We start from the raw sequence: 17204 nt of genomic DNA on the forward strand, positions 1-17204 counted from the left end.
TAATAAGAAAAATGAAAACTAATTCAAGGATTGAATCCCAATTAAAATACATATATAGATTACAATTAATTCATTTGCGTTTGAAATATTTAAATTATATAATAAATAGATTTCCAGTCTTTATTATAAGATTTCTTTTGTTTTTAAAACAAAAAAAAAGATATCTATTCTTTTTAACACAAAGACTAAAAAATAAAAAAAAACTTTTAAGAAGTAATTCAAAATTAAATATATATAAAAAAAAAATTATACAACTTTTAAAATTACTTCCAAAGCAAAAAAAATTACTTCCAAAGCAAAAACTAAAACTAAAGAAGTTGGAGATGGATATAGAATATAATTATATTAATTTTCTTTTAAAAAAAAGAAGAAATTTAAAGAAAAAGAATAACTTGATTATTAATTCAATAAAAATCAAACAAATTAAAAAATATATTAGGATTAAAGAACTCAGATTTAAAAGTAAAATTATAAATTATAAACAAAAAAAAGAAAAAATTAATAAAAAGATTATCTTTTTAAAAGAAATTGAAAAGAAAATAAAAAAAAAGATTAATAACAATTTATTAAAAAGATATAAACAGATTATTTCTATAAGTGGAATAGCAGTAGTCCCAGTTTATAAAAAGATACCATTTGGTACATATATATTAATTACTCAACAAAAATATTATGAATTATTAGAAAGAAAAAAAATAATTATTGAAGAAATTAGTGGGAGAATACTAATAGATTTTTATTTAGCTAATAAAGAAAATAATAATATGAAGAAAATATTATTTAATTTTTATTAGAACTTTTTTTTTTCTTTTTAAAACTCTAAAGCCAATTTTTCTTATTTATTTTGGATGGATTATATGTACGTTTCATACTATACTATACTATACTATACTATACTATACTATACTATACTATACTATACTATACTATACTATAAATAAATAGAATACTATAGTATAGTATACTAATACTAATTATACTAATAGATAATAGATAGTATAGTATACTAATACTAATACTAATACTAATAGATAATAGATAATACATTACATTATAATAGATAGTATAGTATACTAATAGTAATACTAAGACTACTAAGACTAAGACTAATAGTAATAGTAATAGATAGATAGTATACTATTACTATTACTATAAATAGTATTAATTATATATGAATACTTTAATAGGAAAAAAAGCTCCAAATTTTAAGGCGACAGCAGTTTTAAATGGAAATTCAATAGTAAATAATTTTACTTTAGAAAACTTTATAGGCAAGTACGTAGTTTTATTTTTTTATCCTAAAGATTTTACTTTTGTATGTCCCACTGAATTACATTCGTTTCAAGAAAAAAAGGATATTTTTTGCAGAAAAAATGTTAAATTAATAGCCGTTTCTATAGATTCTGAATATACCCATTTAGCTTGGTTACAAATTTCGAAAAAAAAAGGTGGAATTAAAGGAGTAAATTTTACTATAGTTTCTGATATAAATAAAACTATTTCTTATTCGTATGGTGTTTTAAGTGGTAATTGGAAAATTAATAAAAAAGCTGAATTAAAAGTTAAAGGAGGTGAGTTAATCGCCTATAGAGGTTTATTTATAATAGACAAAAAAGGAATTATAAGACATCAATTGATAAATGATTTCCCTTTAGGAAGAAATGTAGACGAGGTAATTAGAATAATAGATGCTTTGCAATTTTTTGAAACACATGGTGAAGTTTGTCCTGCAAACTGGAAGACGGGAGAAAAAGGTATTAAACCTACTAAAGATGGAATAATTAATTATTGGAATGAATAATTAATTAATTAATTATTGTAATGAATAATTAATTAATTATTGTATTGTATTGTAATGAATATTATATTATATTATTGTAATGAATAATTAATTATTGTAATGAATAATTAATTATTGTATTGTATTGTATTTGTATTGTATTGTAATGAATATTATATTATATAATTAATTATTGGAATAATTAATTATACCTGGAGTGGGATTTGAACCCACAAGATTTTTAATCACTGAATTTTGAGTTCAGCGTGTCTACCCATTTCACCATCCAGGCTATATGCGGATAAAGGGATTCGAACCCTTATATCTTTTTAGATACTAGATTCTAAGTCTAGCGTGTCTACCCATTTCACCATATCCGCAAATTATTTCTTTTTATGTCTATTTTTTCGGCTTTGTTTTTTTCTTTTATGTGTTGCTATTTTTTTTCTTTTTCTTTTTTTGCCATTTGGCATTTTAATAAAAAATTTTTAGTTATTAATTAATTATTTAATTTTATTTACTATTTAAACTACTGTAAATTGACTAGCTTTAATTTTATTAATTTAAATTACGTTAATAATAAATTTATTTATTTTAGAAAATTGTCCAGTATTTTCTTCTATCACTACTTTTTACAAAGTCTTTATTTACATTTATGAAGTAAATTCAGATGATGACTTTAAAGAATTACTATAATTTAATAATTAATTACTAGAATTTAAGAATTTAAAGAATAAGGGAAATTGTTTACCAATCAGTTAATTACATTCGAAAGCTTTTCTAACTTCAGAAATAGTAGAATTGACTATTTGTTTCATTTTTTTAGCCCCTTTTTTAAAAATTGTTTCTAACTTATTTTTTCTTTTTATGTAGTATTTATATAAATTACGTTCTCTTTTAAATTTATTGATTATCAACCTATATAATTCTTCTTTTGCATGTTCGTATCCCATTTTAAAATTATTTTTTATTTTTTCTTTTTTTTCTTTCCCTGCTAAGCTTATATATATATTGTATAAATTATCTTTTAATAGTTCTTTTTTATTAGTTGAAAAGTTTTTTTGTGTCTTAATTTTCAGTATTTGTTTTTTTATTTCTTTTTTAGAGGCAAAAAGATCTATAATGTTATTTTTAGTTTTACTCATTTTTGATCCATCTGTACCGGGTATTAAATTTTCAATTACTATTGCTTGAGGAAGTGGAAATATTTTTTTTATATTATTTATTTTTTTTGCTATTTTTCTAGCTATTTCTAAGTGCTGTAGTTGATCTTTTCCTACTAATACTAGTTCTGCTTTACTTATTAATATATCAGCAGCCATTAAAATTGGATATGTTAATATTCCTGTATTTATTGTTTTTTTTTTTTTTACATTTTCTTTAAAAGAATGTACTAATTTTAATCTATTATATGGATATATAATACTAAAAAACCATAATAATTCAGTAACTTCTGGAATATCAGATTGTCGATAAAAAAGAAATTTTTTATAATCTATTCCACAAGCTAACCAAACAGCTAAAATTTTGTAGGCATTTTTTTTATTATTTTTAATATATTTTAAATTCGTAATAGAATGAAGGTTAGCAATTAAAATAAATTGATTTTTAAACTTTTCATTCTTTGTTAAAAATATAGTAGGGTAAATAACTCCTATCACATTACCCAAATGTGGACGACCAGTACTTTTAATACCAGTTAAAAAATTATACATTGGTTTTCTTACATTAGAAAATTAATAAGATAAAATAATGGTTTTGTTAAAAAAAAAACTAATATTAGTGTATAGTGTATAGTGTATAGTGTATAGTGTATAGTGTATAGTGTATAGTATAGAAAATAAAAAAAGAGAAATGAAAAAAGAAATTAAAGAAAAAATGAATAAAATTTTATATTATTATAAAAACAAACTTTCTAAAATTAGAATAGGAAAAGCAAATACAGAGATGTTAGACGATATTACTGTAGAATATTATAAAAATCAAGTTCCTTTATATCATTTATCAAGCATAGAAGTAATAAATTCAAAAACTATATTAATTAAGCCATGGGAAAAAAACAAATTGTCTGTAATCGAAAAAAGTATAATTAAATCAAACCTAGGTATTATTCCAATTAATAAGGGGAAATTACTAAAATTAGTAATTCCAAGTTTAACAGAAGAAAGGAGGAAAGAAATAATTAAAAGTAATAATCTAAAATTAGAAAAAGCTAAAATTAGTTTAAGAAATATAAGAAAAGCTTATAATAAGAAAATAATGAAAGAGTTTACTGAAAAAGATTTAATTGAAAAATATAAAAATGAGGTGCATGAAGCAACTAAAGAATCTATTTATAAAATAGAAAAAATATTTGAAAATAAAAATAAAGAAATACTTAAAATATAGATGTGCAATACGATAAGATCTATTTTAAAAAAAAATACGAATTTAATAAACAAAAAAATAGTTGTAAATGGGTGGGTAAAACATATAAGATCAAATAAATTAAAAAAGTTTGTGATAATAAACGATGGTTCAACCATAAGAAATTTACAAATTATAGTAAAAACTGAAAACCGAAAACTTAATAGAGGGACTTTTTTAAAAGTAAAAGGCAAAATAGTATTAAGCAAAGGCAATAAACAAATTATTGAGCTTTTAGCAAAAAACATAATAATCTATGGCTTATTCAAAAAGAAAGATTTTCAAAAGACCATATTGCAACCGAAAAAACATAGTTTTAATAAATTAAGACAACAAGCTTATTTAAGATTTCGTACTAATTTATTTAGTACAATAATGAGGGTTAGACATAATGTCTCTTACCTAATTCATAAATATTTCAATAAAAGGGGGTTTTATAATATTCAAACCCCTATAATTACTAATTATGATACAGAAGGGCATAGTAACCTTTTTAAGGTAACTACTTTAAAGTCAGATTTTTTTGGAGAAAAGGCATTTTTAACAGTTTCTGGACAATTGCATGGTGAATCTGCTGCATTAGGTTTAGGAAAAATTTATACTTTTGGCCCTATTTTTAGAGCCGAAAATTCAAATACTCCTAGACATTTGGCAGAATTTTGGATGGTAGAACCAGAAGTAGCTTTTTTTAATTTAAAACATAATATGTATTTAGCTGAGCATTTTATTAAATATATACTTAAAAATATTATTAAATTATCTTATGAGGATTTATTATTTTTGGATAAAGAAAATAAAATATTTAATAATATTAATTTAATATTAAAGAAAGAATTTAAAAGAATAACTTACTCAAAAGCCATTAAAATTCTAAGTAAAAATGGGTATAAAATTAAATGGGGAAAAGATTTAAAGTCAGAACATGAAAAATTTTTAGTAGAAAATTATTTTAATTCCCCGATAATTATATTTGATTATCCAATTGATTTAAAACCATTTTATATGAGAATAAATAAAGACAAGAAAACAGTATCAGCAATGGATATTATTTTTCCATCTGTTGGTGAAATTATTGGGGGTTCACAAAGAGAAGAAAGATATAAAATACTATTATCACAAATTAAATATTTTAAATTAAAAAAAAAAGATCTAGAATGGTATATTAATACTCGAAAATTTGGAACTGTTCCACACAGTGGTTTTGGATTAGGTTTTGATAGACTAATTCAATTCATTACAAATATGAAAAATATAAGAGAGGTAATACCATTTCCAAGATCTCCCAAAAATATTTATACATAATTCAGACTAGGGAAATTTTGATAGGTCTCATAGCTCAGTTTGGTTAGAGCACTTGACTCATAATCAAGAAGTCGTTGGTTCAAATCCAGCTGAGACCACGAAATGTCGAAATAATTTTACTGAACTTTATGAAAGCTTGTTTTGAAGCTTTAGGTAACCAGTTTGTGGCCATAAAAGAGAAAGATTTATATATACCTTTTTTAAAATTAGAAAAAATAGGCCAACAAATTTTGTTCCAAAAAATTATATTATTTATGAATAATGGCAAGGTTAAAATAGGAAGACCATATTTGAAGAATATTTACATTTTAGCAGAAGTAATTAGTCATAGGAAAGAAAAAAAAATTATTGTTTTTAAAAAAAAAAGAAGAAAAGGGTATAAACTGAAAAAAGGTCATCGCCAAAAGATGACTAAAATAAAAATTATTTCGATAGTAAAAAAAAGAATACATGGCTCATAAAAAAGGAGTTGGAAGTTCGAGAAATGGACGTGATTCTCGAAGTAAACGCTTAGGGGTAAAAAAATATGGTGGCCACATAGTTAAACCAGGAAATATAATTGTAAAACAACGTGGTTCGAAATTTTTACCTCTACAAAATGTTTACATGAGCAAAGATTATTCTATACATTCTTATATTTATGGAAAGGTTTTTTTTAAAAAAAAAGGAATAAAAAAATTTATATCAGTTTTATCGTTAGATAAATAACTGAAGGGGCTGATTTGGTTTTGACATCAAGTAAATATAATAAGATAGCATATCGTGAAATGTAATGTAATCACGTAAAAAATTCCTTACAAAAAACTAAATGGCAAAAATTACTCTCTTAAGCTTGCAGCTTAAAAATTTTGTTCTAATTTAATTTTGTTCTAATTTTGTTGTGTCTAATTTTAGGGCTTATAACTAAAATTAGAACTTACTACTTTATAAGCTAACTTTATAAGCTAACTTTATAAGCTAAATATGTAGAACTCTTATTATATTACTTGTTTGGACACGGGTTCGATTCCCGTCAGCTCCATAAAATGTCCCATAAAGATAAAATGTCCCATAAAGATAAAGATGGATTTAAAATCAGCATTTTATGAAACCTTAATAGTGATTTCTCCGACGGTTTCAGAAGAAGAAAAAAAACAAATTATTTCTTCCTATGAAAACCTCTTAAGAAGAGAAGGAAGAATAATTTATCAAATTAACTGGGGGAAAAAAAAATTAGCATATATTATAAATAAAAAGAGATTTGGCATATATCATATATTTTATTGGAAGATCCTAAAAAGCTCAGTAAAAAACTTAGAAAAAAAATTAAATCAAGATGAAAATATAATTCGTTTTTTAATTCTTAAAATTAATAAGAAAGCTCTAAATTATTTAGAGTCAAAATTTAATATAACTTTAAATAATAAATTAGATGAATAAAAAAACGGAACTTAAATATTTAACGCCATTAAATATAGAAAGTAAACATAAGAAGAAAAAATGTTATTTCCAAAATAAAAAAATTAATTTTATAGATTATAAAAACTTTTACCTTTTAAAAAAATTTTTAAATGAAAGAGGAGAGATTTGCTCACGCAGAGCAACTGGTACTACTGCTAAAAAACAGAGAAGACTTAAAATTGCTATAAAAAGATGTCGACATATTGGTTTATTGCCTTTTACTACTGATAATTTTAAATAAATATATGAAAATTCTTTTAATTAAAGATGTTAAAGAATTAGGAATTAAATATGATATAGTTGATGTTAAACCAGGGTACGCTAAAAATTTGTTATTTCCTCAAAAATTAGCAATTTTATTTACTGATTCACTTAAAAAAAAATATTTTAATATTTTAAATAAAAATATAAATAATGAAAAAAAAATTCTTAATAACTTTAATAAAGAAATTATTAAAATTAAAAAATTAAATTGGGTCTTTTATAAAAAAGCCAGTAAATCGGGTTTTTTGTATAAGACTTTATCGAAAAAAGATATTTTTAAGATTTTTTTAGAAAAAAAAATTAATATTAATATTGATCAAATCAATTTTAAAAAAAAAGGAATTAATAAAATCGGTAAATTTAAATTTGAAGTTAAATTTAGTAAAAAAATATTTAAGCAGTTTAATATAATAATTATTCCTAAACAAAATAAATGATAAGAGTTCGTTTTGCTCCCAGTCCTACTGGCCCATTACATATAGGAAATTTAAGAACTGCATTATTTAATTATTTATTTGCAAAGAAGAATAAAGGATCTTTTATACTAAGATTTGAGGATACAGATAAAGAAAGATTTATTAAAAAATCTGAAAAACATATTTTAAATTCTCTTAAATGGTGTGGGCTTATTCCTGATGAAGGTCCAGACAACGGAAAATATGGGCCTTATCGTCAATCTAAAAGAAAACATATATACAAAAAATATATAAAATATTTATTGAAAAATAAATATGCTTATTATGCTTTTGAAACAAAAGAGGATTTAAAACAAATAAGAAATGAGTATAAAGAAAAAGGAAAATTATTTATATATAATTCTTTAACTAGAAGTAAACTAAAAAATTCATTGAATGAGTTTTATTTTAAGCAAGTAAAAATAAAGAAAAAAAAGGCTACAATAAGATTAAAAGTCCCAGACTCCACAACGATTAAAGTTAAGGATATATTACGTGGAAATATTTACATAAATTCCAATTCACTAGATGATAAGGTATTAGTAAAATCTGATGGCAATGTTACCTATCATTTAGCCAATGTAATTGATGATCATCTTATGAAAATTTCACATGTCATTAAAGGAGAAGAATGGATTTCTTCTTTTCCAATACTACAATTGTTGTATAATTTTTTTAATTGGAAAATGCCTAATTTTTTGCATCTGCCTTTGATCTTAAATTCTTTTGGAAAAGGGAAATTAAGTAAAAGAAATTCGAACCAATTCAATTTTACTATCTTGCCACTAAAATGGAAAGATCCTATAAAATTAACGACTATTCTTGGGTATCGTGAATTAGGATATTTACCAGAGGCTTTGCTTAATATGTTAGCCTTTTTTGGTTGGAATCCAGGTGGAAAGAAAGAAATTTTTTCATTAAAAGAATTAATATCTACCTTTTCATTAAAAGATATTAATTTTACTTCGGCTAGATTTGATAAAGAAAAAATGAAATGGATTAATCATAGACACCTACAATGCAAATCGGTTTCTGATTTGACTCGGTTAGTTAAAAGAAGTTTGAAAGAGAAAAAAATTTATTTTAATAATGATCAAAAGCTACAAAAAATTATTTTACGAATTAGATCTCAATGTACTTTTGTCTATCAAATCATAGAAAAGTCAATTTATTTCTTTAAAACACCAAGTTTAAATCAAACTTATATAAGTAAAGTTTTATTAAATAAAAATATAAATAAAAACATTTTATTTCTAATAATAGAATGGTTAAAAAATAATGATAAAAATAATTTAAAATTACTAAAAACTTTCTTTTATAAATTAGCTATTAACAAAAAGATTAAGATCTCTTATTTATTTAAAATCTTACGAGTAAGTTTAGTTGGAAAATTAGTCGGGTTAGACCTTTATTTTATAATTAAAATATTAAAAACAAATGTTCTGATGAAAAGAATACTAAATCTAATCTTTTTATTAAATTAATGCCTTTTTTTAATCTCATAATCAGGAACAATATTAAATAATAATTTAATACCTGGTTTAATGAGGAAAAGTACTGTATTCTATATTTGTTAGGAACAAAATATATTGCTTTAAAGGTCTTTAGGGATTTATTCCCATAGGTCCATATTCATATGAAAAGGTCCATATTCATATGAATAGTCTTAGTCTTTCTTTCTTTTACTGACTTTACTTTGACTTCTTAGTCTTTGACTTCTTAGTATTTGACTTCTTAGTCTTAGTCTTTGACTTAGTCTTTGACTTAGTCTTTGACTGAGTCTTTGACTGAGTCTTTGACTGAGTCTTTGACTGAGTCTTTGACTGAGTCTTTGACTTTGACTGAGTCTTTGACTGAGTCTGAGTCTTTGACTGAGTATTTGACTGAGACTGAGTCTGAGACGTCTTCTGAGACGTCTGAGTCTGAGACTGAGTATGAGTCTTTGATTGAGGAGTTTCAATAATCTGTTTAACTGTAGAGATAACTGTATTAGAGTCATGTAATATTACTATTTTTTTTGGAGGTATATTTTTTACATAATAATTTTCTCCTATATCTAAATTGTCAATATTAATCTCTATATGATCTACCATATTCTTAGGTAAAGCCTTAATTTTTAATTTTCGGATTTTCGATATATATTCCCCACCTTTATAAACTCCTTTGGCTTTCCCTATTGGTCTAATAGGCACTTCATAAGTAATATACTTTCTAGGGTTTAATTCCAAAAAATCTAAATGCAGGATTTTTTCTGTAATTGGGTTATATTGGATTTCTTTTAATATAGTAGTAATATTGATTTTATTGTTTATAGATACTATAAATTGGCTTAATGTGTTATTTTTAATTATTTTTTCTACTAAATAAGTATCCAAAACAAATTTAATGTTTTTATTCTTCCCATACACTATTCCAGGCGTGTAACCAGATTCTCTTAAACTTTTTATATGTTTTTTATTTACAATTACTCTTTTTTCTACTTTTAAAATGATTCTTTTCATTTAAACTACAATATTTACTATCTAGAAAAAAGAAAAGAAATTATATTATTGTTATTGGTACTGTGGCCGAGTGGTTAGGTAAAGGTCTGCAAAATCTTTCACAGCAGTTCGATTCTGCTTAGTACCTTTTATTTGCTTAGTACCTTTTATTTAACGGGAGAGATGATATATTTTTCTTTTTACTATAAGTTTTCATTTAAAAAAAAAATAGAAAAAATATTACGATATGAAAAAAGTAATTTTATAAAAATTATTTATATTTTTTGCAATAATAAATATATTTCTACTCTAAATTTTTTTGTTTTCAAAAAAACAAAATTGACTGATGTTATTACATTAAAAAAGACGGATCGCAACAAAAAAAAAGTAGGAGAAATTTATATAAATATTGATATGATAAAATTTAACTCTATTGTCTTTAAAAAAACATTTTATGAGGAATTAAAAAGAGTAATGATACATGGAGTATTACATTTAATTGGTTACGAAGATAATAATAAGCAAATTGCTGAAAAAGAAAAGTTTTATTTATGTCCTCATTATGTCCTCAAAAAGATTTGATGTAATTGTAGTAGGGGCAGGACATGCTGGGGCCGAAGCAGCTGCTATATGTGCAAAATTAGGCTCCAAAACATTGTTAATTACTTCTGATATAGATAACATAGCTAAAATGTCTTGTAATCCAGCCATTGGTGGTATAGCCAAAGGGCAAATAATAAAGGAAATAGATGCATTAGGTGGCCTATCAGGAATTATAACTGACAGAAGTATGATACAATTTAGAATGTTAAACAAATCTAAAGGTCCGGCAATGTGGAGCCCAAGAGCACAATGTGATAGAAGAAAATTTACAAGAAATTGGAAATCGGCTTTAAAAACAATTAGTAATTTATCTATTATTCAAGATACTATAATTGACTTGATAATTCGTAATAATAAAATAATCGGTGTTAAATCTTTAGTAGGTAAAAAGATATTTGGAAATTCCGTAATTTTAGCTGCTGGAACCTTTTTGAATGGTAGAATTCATATTGGAAACAAAAAAACATACGGTGGACGATTATCAGAAAAAGCCGTTTTAGGATTAACTAAAAAGCTTACAAACCTTGGCTTTTGTTCTGGCCGTCTTAAAACTGGTACCTCTCCAAGAGTTGATGCTAGATCATTAAATTATAATAAAATGATAATTCAAAATGGAGATCTTCCAATTGAATATTTTTCTTTTAAGAAAAAAGAAAAATATTTTAAACAAAAGAAATGTTATATTACTTATACCCATGATAAAATTCATGACTTAATTATAAATAATATTCACCTTTCTCCATTGTATAATGGAAATGTTAAAAGCAAAGGTCCAAGATATTGTCCATCTATTGAAGAAAAAATATATAGATTTCCAAATCAAACTAGGCATCAAATATTTGTCGAACCTGATGGTAACCATTCTATAGAAATGTATATAAATGGATTCTCAACATCTTTACCAATCGAGATACAAAAAAAAGCCTTATTAAAAATACCTGGTTTCGAAAAAGCAATAATTTTAAAACCTGGATATGCAATCGAGTATGATTATTTCAATCCAATTCAATTAAAAAAAAATTTAGAAACTAAAATAGTTGAAAACCTTTTTTTTGCAGGGCAAATTAATGGGACTACTGGATATGAGGAAGCAGCAGCACAAGGTTTAATGGCTGGAATCAATGCTCATTTAAAAATTCATCAAAAAAAACCTTTAATCTTAAAAAGAAATGAAGCCTATATTGGCGTTTTAATAGATGATTTAATAAATAAAGGAACTCAAGAACCATACAGAATGTTTACTTCACTAGCAGAATATAGAATTTTATTAAGACAAGATAACGCCGATCAAAGATTAATGCCTATAGCTTATAAATTAGGATTAATTTCTAATAATATTATATATAAATTAAGAAATCAAAACAAAAAAATTAATCTCTGTATTAAATTTTTTAATAATCGAATTAATTCTAGAAAAATAAAAACAAATTCTTTTAAAAAAAAATATATAAAAATTAGTCATTTTTTCTCTTTACCAAAAGTTCCAATTAAAGATCTAATTAAAATTTCATTAATTAAAAACTTTATAAAAGAGAATAAAATATCTAATAATATTTTAAATAAACTTTATATTCTTCTCAAATATAAAGTCTATTTAAAAAAAGAAGAAGAAAATGTTAAAAGAATTTTAAAATTAGAAAATTTAATAATTCCTAAAAATTTTAATTATGATAAGATTAAATCTTTATCTATAGAAGCAAGGGAAAAATTATTTAATTTTAAACCTCAAAATCTTGGGGAAGCTTTAAAAATTAGTGGAATTTCTCACTCAGATTTAAATAATTTATTATTCTATATAAGATCGTGAGATATGTATCAAAAACATTTTTTAGAAAAAATTATTGATAAAGATATTAAAAAAGGGTTTCCGAAAGAAAATTTATCCTTTAGATTTCCTCCAGAACCTAATGGGTATTTACACTTAGGGCATGTGAAATCAATATATCTAAATTTTTACCTTGCTGAAAAATATAAAGGTCCTTTTATATTGCGTTTTGATGATACTAATCCTATTAAAGAAGAATCAAAATTCATTAAAGCAATTAAAAAAGATATAAAATGGCTAGGGTTTAAATGGGTTAAAGAAACTTATGCATCAGATTATTTTTTTGAGCTTTATAAACTAGCTAAGAAATTAATCTTAAAAGGCAAAGCTTATGTAGATAGCCAAAACAAAAAGGAAATTAAAGAACAAAGAAAAACTTCTTATGAAGTTGGGATAAAAAGTCCTTTTAGAAATAGGTCAAAAAAGGAAAATCTAAAATTATTTAAAAAAATGAAAGATGGTTTTTTTAACGAAGGTGAATGTGTATTACGAGCTAAAATAGATATGAATTCCCCTAATCTAAAACTTAGAGATCCTATTATGTATAGAATACTAAAGAAAAAGCACTACAAAACTAAAAATAAGTGGGTAATATATCCAACTTACGATTGGGCACATGGGCAAAATGATTATTTAGAAAAAATCTCACATTCTTTATGTACGTTAGAATTTAAACATAATAATCCATTATATAACTGGTTTATTCTTCAAATTAAAAATAAAAATAATGTAATTTTGCCAAAACAATATGAGTATTCTAGATTAAATTTAAATTATTCTATAATGAGTAAAAAAAAAATACAAATTTTAATTAAAAACAAAATGGTGGATAATTGGGATGACCCAAGATTACCAACAATTTCTGGGCTTCGAAGAAGAGGTTTTACTCCTAAATCTATTTGTAACTTTATAAAAGAAATAGGAATTTCCAAAAGAGAAAATAATATTGATATTTCTTTATTAGAATTTCATCTAAAGAAACATTTAAATCAAATTGCTGATAGGGTAATGGTCGTATTTAATCCTCTCACTTTAATAATAGAAAATTTTAATAAAACTAAAACTAAATGGTTAATAGAAAAAACCAACCCTAATTCTGATATATATCGTAAAATTCCATTTTCTAGAGAAATATATATAGAAAGCAAAGACTTTTTAGAAACTAAAACAGATAACTTTTTTCGGTTATCGATTGGTCAAAAAGTAAGATTAAAATCTGCGTTTATAATAAAAGCTAAATCTATAATAAAAAATAATAATGGTAATATCAAATATATATTGTGCAAATTATACAATAATATAAAGAAAACAAATAATAAGGCAACTTTACATTGGGTATCTAAAAAATATTCTTTCCCTATTAACATAAATTTATATGGAAAATTATTTAACATTAAATTTCCTAACAAAGTAAAAAATTTTAGTAATTATGTTAATGAAAATTCCAAACTCCAAGCAAAAGCTTATGCAGAACCTTATTTAAAAAATGCTAAACCTGAAAATAAATATCAATTTATACGAAGTGGTTATTTTTGTCTTGATAAAGAAAGTAGTAGTAAAAATTTAATATTTAATCAAATCGTTTCGTTACAAAAAAAATATTAGATTTTTATAATTTTCTATAGCTTATCTCCTAAAGAATTAAAGAAAATGAATATTGAATCTTTTATTGAACACGAAAAAATAAAAGGGGAATTATATAATCTTTGTAAATTTAATAGATTACCAACGGGTATTTTACTTCTTGGCCCTGAAGGCTGTGGAAAGTTTAAATTAGGAATAAAATTTATAAAAAAGCTTTTAAAAATTGATATTTTAACACATCCAGATATATATTTTCTTTTTCCTTTACCGAATTTACCTAAAAGTAGTAAGTTAACAGATTATTTTTATAATAAATGGCATAATTTTTTAGTTAATCAACCTTATGGTAGTTTCTTAGATTGGAAAAAAAAAATACATTATGAAAATAAAGATTGCAAAATTTCCTTAGAGCAACTTGAAGAGGCTTTAAAAATGATAAATTTAAAATCTTATGAACTTTCTCATAAGGTTGTAATATTTTGGATGTTAGAACACTTAAATATTAATGCAGCGAATAAATTATTAAATGTTTTAGATTCACCACCAAAGCAAGTTTTTTTTTTATTTATTGGAGAAAATGAAAACTTAATTTTACCAACTCTAAAATCTAGGTTACTTATAATAAAATTCCAACTAATTTATAATAAAAGTATTGAAAAATATTTAATTCTAAAGTTTAACTTATCTAAAAAACGAGCTCAAAATATAGTTTCTGTTTCAGAAGGTAATCTTAATACTATCTTTAAAATTTTAAAAAATAAAAAAAATACTTTAAATATTAATTTTTTAAATATTAATTTTATATTTTGGATGAGAATGTTATTCAATTTAAAAAATAAAATAGATTCATTATTGATATGGAGTTCCCAAATTAATTCCTGGAATAGGGACAAAAAAAAAAGTTTTCTTTTGTTTTCTTTAGAGATTTTTAGAATTGCACATCGATATAAATATGATAAAAATTACAGAAATCCATTTTTTAATTATAAAAATTTTAATTGGAAACAATTTTGTATATACATAAATACTAAAAAAGTCAGTATAATAAATTACTTAATAAGTGATGTAATTAAAGGTATTGACAGATATTATTTCTTCTTATTTAATTTTTTATATTTGTCTTTTAATATTAATAAAATATTATTTAATAAACTATGAGATTTATTAGAAATTTTTGTATTCTCGCTCATATTGATCATGGAAAAAGTACACTAGCAGATAGATTATTAGAGTATACTCATACTATATCGAGACAAAATATTTTAAAAAAAAATCAATATTTAGATAACCTTGAAATAGAAAGAAAAAGAGGAATAACAATTAAGAGTCATCCAATTCAAATGGAATACACTACTGAAAATAAAAAATATATTCTTAACTTAATAGATACACCAGGTCATGTAGATTTTTCATATGAAGTTGAAAGATCTATTTCAGCTTGTGAAGGAGTGTTATTATTAGTTGATGCGACTAAAGGAATACAAGCACAAACTATTTCTAAAATTTCTTTAGCAGTAAGAAAACAAAAAATCATTATACCGATAATTAATAAAATTGATTTACCTACTATTAATATAGATAATCTAAAAAAAGAGATTATAAATTTATTAAAATGTAATTGGAAAGATATCCTGTGTATTAGTGCAAAAAAAGGGACTGGTATAAAAAAGGTTCTATATAGTTTAATTAATAAAATACCTGCTCCTAATGGTAATAAAAATGAACCATTACAAGCCTTAATATTCGATTCAGTATACAATTCTTTTCGTGGGGTACAAATATACTTTAGAATAATAAATGGTAAGATATATAAAGGACAGAAAATTAAATTTTTGTCTAACAATAAAAATTATTATGCTAATGAAATTGGAGTATTTAAAAATACCAATATTTCTAAAAATATACTTTCAACTGGAAATGTTGGTTATTTAATACCTGGAATAAAAAATCCATCTGAAATTAAAATAGGAGATACATTAACGGATGCAGTAAATCCAAATTTTAAGTTAATTAAAGTATTTAAAAAAAAACAACCAAGGGTATATGCTGGAATATATCCAAGTAAACCAAATCAGTATAAATCTTTAAAGAATTCTTTAGAAAAATTATATTTAAACGATTCTTCATTATTCTTTAGACCTGAAACTACTTCTACATTTGGGTTAGGATTTAGATGTGGTTTTTTAGGTTCATTACACATGGAAATTATAAAAGAAAGATTAGAAAAAGAATATAATTTAAAAGTTATACTGACTATACCTAATGTAAAATATAAAATTACTTTAAAAAATCACGAAGTAAAATTTATTACTTCACCGAGTACATTACCAGATAAGAAAAACATTTTGTTTTTTGAAGAACCCTATGTGATAACTAATATAATTACAAAATCTGAATTTATAGGTCCTGTTATAGAATTAGTCCTCAATAGAAGAGGGAAATTACTTTTTCAAAGATATTTAACTGCAAATAAAATTGAATTACTCTTTGAATTACCTTTCTCTGAAATAATAATGGATTTTTATGATAAACTTAAGAGTATTTCTAAGGGATATGCTTCTTTTAATTATGAATCCATTAATTATAAAAAGTCTGATTTAGTAAAAATCAATATTCTAATAAATAGAAAATTAATTGATGCTTTTTCAATGCTAATAGAAAGAAAAAAAGCATTGACTTTTGCTAAAAAAATATGTAATAATTTATCTAAATTAATTCCGAAAAAGCAGTTTGAAATTCCAATACAAGCCACAATAGAAAAAAAGGTTGTTTGTAGAATTAATATAAAACCTTTTCGAAAAGATGTAATATCCAAGTGTTATGGTGGAGATATTTCTAGAAAACGCAAGCTTTTGGAAAAACAAAAAATCGGAAAAAAAAAATTGAGAATAATTGGAAATCTTTCTTTACCTAAATCTACTTATATTTCTATTTTTAAAAAAGTAAATTAAAAAAATTAATATTTAATATTTAAATTAAATATTTCCTCAGTAGCTCAGTTTGGTTAGAGCACCTGACTGTTAATCAGGGTGTCGTTGGTTCAAATCCAACCTGAGGAGTATAAT

General features: G+C 23.4%; 17 protein-coding genes, 5 tRNA genes and 1 other RNA gene. 19 read left to right on the plus strand and 4 right to left on the minus strand.

What is annotated here, in order from left to right:
- Positions 1 to 11: 11 nt before the first annotated feature.
- Positions 12 to 794, plus strand: a complete 783-nt coding sequence (locus SMPYRVIR_RS00160) for a hypothetical protein (protein ID WP_246980400.1) — start codon at positions 12 to 14, stop codon at positions 792 to 794.
- A 377-nt stretch (positions 795 to 1171) separates the two neighbouring features.
- A complete protein-coding gene (locus SMPYRVIR_RS00165; RefSeq protein WP_246980402.1) occupies positions 1172 to 1801 on the plus strand; it encodes a peroxiredoxin in 630 nt (209 codons plus the stop codon).
- A 188-nt stretch (positions 1802 to 1989) separates the two neighbouring features.
- Here SMPYRVIR_RS00165 and SMPYRVIR_RS00170 read toward each other — a convergent pair.
- The 3 genes from SMPYRVIR_RS00170 to trpS all read right to left on the minus strand — a co-directional run bounded on the left by SMPYRVIR_RS00170 (position 1990) and on the right by trpS (position 3495).
- Positions 1990 to 2072 (minus strand) — tRNA-Leu (locus SMPYRVIR_RS00170).
- A 4-nt stretch (positions 2073 to 2076) separates the two neighbouring features.
- Positions 2077 to 2160, minus strand: a tRNA-Leu gene (locus tag SMPYRVIR_RS00175).
- 378 nt (positions 2161 to 2538) lie between these two features.
- The gene (gene trpS, locus SMPYRVIR_RS00180) at positions 2539 to 3495 is read right to left on the minus strand and encodes a tryptophan--tRNA ligase (RefSeq protein WP_246980404.1); all 957 of its coding nucleotides are present in this window, start codon (positions 3493 to 3495) and stop codon (positions 2539 to 2541) included.
- A gap of 139 nt (positions 3496 to 3634) precedes the next feature.
- Here trpS and frr point away from each other — a divergent pair, with 139 nt between their 5' ends.
- The 10 genes from frr (at position 3635) to gltX (ending at position 9131) form a co-directional block, all read left to right on the plus strand.
- Positions 3635 to 4168, plus strand: coding sequence for a ribosome recycling factor (frr, locus tag SMPYRVIR_RS00185; RefSeq protein ID WP_246980406.1), 534 nt, complete (start codon positions 3635 to 3637; stop codon positions 4166 to 4168).
- Positions 4169 to 5488 carry an asparagine--tRNA ligase gene (gene asnS, locus SMPYRVIR_RS00190; protein ID WP_246980407.1) on the plus strand — a complete coding sequence of 440 codons (1320 nt, stop codon included), beginning with the start codon at positions 4169 to 4171 and terminating at the stop codon, positions 5486 to 5488.
- Positions 5489 to 5511: 23 nt separating this feature from the next.
- A tRNA-Ile gene (locus SMPYRVIR_RS00195) sits at positions 5512 to 5586 on the plus strand.
- A gap of 30 nt (positions 5587 to 5616) precedes the next feature.
- Positions 5617 to 5949, plus strand: a complete 333-nt coding sequence (gene rplU / locus SMPYRVIR_RS00200; protein ID WP_246980408.1) for a 50S ribosomal protein L21 — start codon at positions 5617 to 5619, stop codon at positions 5947 to 5949.
- Positions 5939 to 6196 (plus strand): 50S ribosomal protein L27, encoded by a 258-nt coding sequence (gene rpmA / locus SMPYRVIR_RS00205; protein WP_246980409.1) that lies wholly within the window; start codon positions 5939 to 5941, stop codon positions 6194 to 6196. Before rplU ends, rpmA begins: the two co-directional genes overlap by 11 nt.
- A 5-nt stretch (positions 6197 to 6201) precedes the next feature.
- Positions 6202 to 6512: a transfer-messenger RNA gene (ssrA, locus tag SMPYRVIR_RS00210) on the plus strand.
- Positions 6513 to 6550: 38 nt separating this feature from the next.
- Positions 6551 to 6907 carry a 30S ribosomal protein S6 gene (gene rpsF / locus SMPYRVIR_RS00215; RefSeq protein WP_246980410.1) on the plus strand — a complete coding sequence of 119 codons (357 nt, stop codon included), beginning with the start codon at positions 6551 to 6553 and terminating at the stop codon, positions 6905 to 6907.
- Positions 6900 to 7169: a 30S ribosomal protein S18 gene (gene rpsR, locus SMPYRVIR_RS00220; protein ID WP_246980411.1), complete on the plus strand. Its 270-nt coding sequence runs from the start codon at positions 6900 to 6902 to the stop codon at positions 7167 to 7169. The genes rpsF and rpsR overlap by 8 nt, the downstream gene beginning before the upstream one ends.
- A 4-nt stretch (positions 7170 to 7173) precedes the next feature.
- Complete coding sequence (rplI, locus tag SMPYRVIR_RS00225) at positions 7174 to 7629, plus strand: 50S ribosomal protein L9 (RefSeq protein ID WP_246980412.1); 456 nt, start codon at positions 7174 to 7176, stop codon at positions 7627 to 7629.
- Positions 7626 to 9131, plus strand: coding sequence for a glutamate--tRNA ligase (gene gltX, locus SMPYRVIR_RS00230; RefSeq protein ID WP_246980420.1), 1506 nt, complete (start codon positions 7626 to 7628; stop codon positions 9129 to 9131). The genes rplI and gltX overlap by 4 nt, the downstream gene beginning before the upstream one ends.
- A 207-nt stretch (positions 9132 to 9338) precedes the next feature.
- Here the strand turns inward: gltX and SMPYRVIR_RS00235 are convergent, their stop codons facing one another.
- A complete protein-coding gene (locus SMPYRVIR_RS00235; RefSeq protein ID WP_246980422.1) occupies positions 9339 to 10148 on the minus strand; it encodes a 50S ribosomal protein L25 in 810 nt (269 codons plus the stop codon).
- A gap of 56 nt (positions 10149 to 10204) precedes the next feature.
- Here SMPYRVIR_RS00235 and SMPYRVIR_RS00240 point away from each other — a divergent pair.
- From SMPYRVIR_RS00240 to SMPYRVIR_RS00270, 7 genes are all read left to right on the plus strand, one after another.
- Positions 10205 to 10275, plus strand: a tRNA-Cys gene (locus SMPYRVIR_RS00240).
- A gap of 35 nt (positions 10276 to 10310) precedes the next feature.
- Complete coding sequence (gene ybeY, locus SMPYRVIR_RS00245; RefSeq protein ID WP_246980424.1) at positions 10311 to 10709, plus strand: rRNA maturation RNase YbeY; 399 nt, start codon at positions 10311 to 10313, stop codon at positions 10707 to 10709.
- Positions 10690 to 12537, plus strand: coding sequence for a tRNA uridine-5-carboxymethylaminomethyl(34) synthesis enzyme MnmG (gene mnmG / locus SMPYRVIR_RS00250; RefSeq protein ID WP_246980426.1), 1848 nt, complete (start codon positions 10690 to 10692; stop codon positions 12535 to 12537). The genes ybeY and mnmG overlap by 20 nt, the downstream gene beginning before the upstream one ends.
- Positions 12538 to 12540: 3 nt before the next feature.
- On the plus strand, positions 12541 to 14160 hold the full coding sequence (gene glnS, locus SMPYRVIR_RS00255; protein ID WP_246980428.1) for a glutamine--tRNA ligase: 1620 nt from the start codon (positions 12541 to 12543) through the stop codon (positions 14158 to 14160).
- Between the two features lie 45 nt (positions 14161 to 14205).
- Positions 14206 to 15297: a DNA polymerase III delta subunit-related protein gene (locus tag SMPYRVIR_RS00260; protein WP_246980430.1), complete on the plus strand. Its 1092-nt coding sequence runs from the start codon at positions 14206 to 14208 to the stop codon at positions 15295 to 15297.
- Positions 15294 to 17090, plus strand: coding sequence for a translation elongation factor 4 (lepA, locus tag SMPYRVIR_RS00265; protein ID WP_246980432.1), 1797 nt, complete (start codon positions 15294 to 15296; stop codon positions 17088 to 17090). Before SMPYRVIR_RS00260 ends, lepA begins: the two co-directional genes overlap by 4 nt.
- 33 nt (positions 17091 to 17123) lie before the next feature.
- Positions 17124 to 17198: transfer RNA gene (locus SMPYRVIR_RS00270), tRNA-Asn, on the plus strand.
- Positions 17199 to 17204 lie beyond the last annotated feature (6 nt).

Origin of the sequence: Candidatus Karelsulcia muelleri (assembly GCF_022985615.1) — a bacterium.
Taxonomy (GTDB): domain Bacteria; phylum Bacteroidota; class Bacteroidia; order Flavobacteriales; family Blattabacteriaceae; genus Karelsulcia; species Karelsulcia muelleri_G.

Coding starts and splice junctions, on each gene's coding strand:
- rplI (WP_246980412.1), top strand. CDS start 7,174: ATGAAAATTCTTTTAATTAAAGATGTTAAAGAATTAGGAATTAAATAT.
- frr (WP_246980406.1), top strand. CDS start 3,635: ATGAAAAAAGAAATTAAAGAAAAAATGAATAAAATTTTATATTATTAT.
- mnmG (WP_246980426.1), top strand. CDS start 10,690: ATGTCCTCAAAAAGATTTGATGTAATTGTAGTAGGGGCAGGACATGCT.
- rpsF (WP_246980410.1), top strand. CDS start 6,551: ATGGATTTAAAATCAGCATTTTATGAAACCTTAATAGTGATTTCTCCG.
- rpsR (WP_246980411.1), top strand. CDS start 6,900: ATGAATAAAAAAACGGAACTTAAATATTTAACGCCATTAAATATAGAA.
- asnS (WP_246980407.1), top strand. CDS start 4,169: ATGTGCAATACGATAAGATCTATTTTAAAAAAAAATACGAATTTAATA.
- ybeY (WP_246980424.1), top strand. CDS start 10,311: ATGATATATTTTTCTTTTTACTATAAGTTTTCATTTAAAAAAAAAATA.
- rpmA (WP_246980409.1), top strand. CDS start 5,939: ATGGCTCATAAAAAAGGAGTTGGAAGTTCGAGAAATGGACGTGATTCT.
- lepA (WP_246980432.1), top strand. CDS start 15,294: ATGAGATTTATTAGAAATTTTTGTATTCTCGCTCATATTGATCATGGA.
- SMPYRVIR_RS00260 (WP_246980430.1), top strand. CDS start 14,206: ATGAATATTGAATCTTTTATTGAACACGAAAAAATAAAAGGGGAATTA.
- SMPYRVIR_RS00160 (WP_246980400.1), top strand. CDS start 12: ATGAAAACTAATTCAAGGATTGAATCCCAATTAAAATACATATATAGA.
- gltX (WP_246980420.1), top strand. CDS start 7,626: ATGATAAGAGTTCGTTTTGCTCCCAGTCCTACTGGCCCATTACATATA.
- SMPYRVIR_RS00165 (WP_246980402.1), top strand. CDS start 1,172: ATGAATACTTTAATAGGAAAAAAAGCTCCAAATTTTAAGGCGACAGCA.
- glnS (WP_246980428.1), top strand. CDS start 12,541: ATGTATCAAAAACATTTTTTAGAAAAAATTATTGATAAAGATATTAAA.
- SMPYRVIR_RS00235 (WP_246980422.1), bottom strand. CDS start 10,148: ATGAAAAGAATCATTTTAAAAGTAGAAAAAAGAGTAATTGTAAATAAA.
- trpS (WP_246980404.1), bottom strand. CDS start 3,495: ATGTATAATTTTTTAACTGGTATTAAAAGTACTGGTCGTCCACATTTG.
- rplU (WP_246980408.1), top strand. CDS start 5,617: ATGAAAGCTTGTTTTGAAGCTTTAGGTAACCAGTTTGTGGCCATAAAA.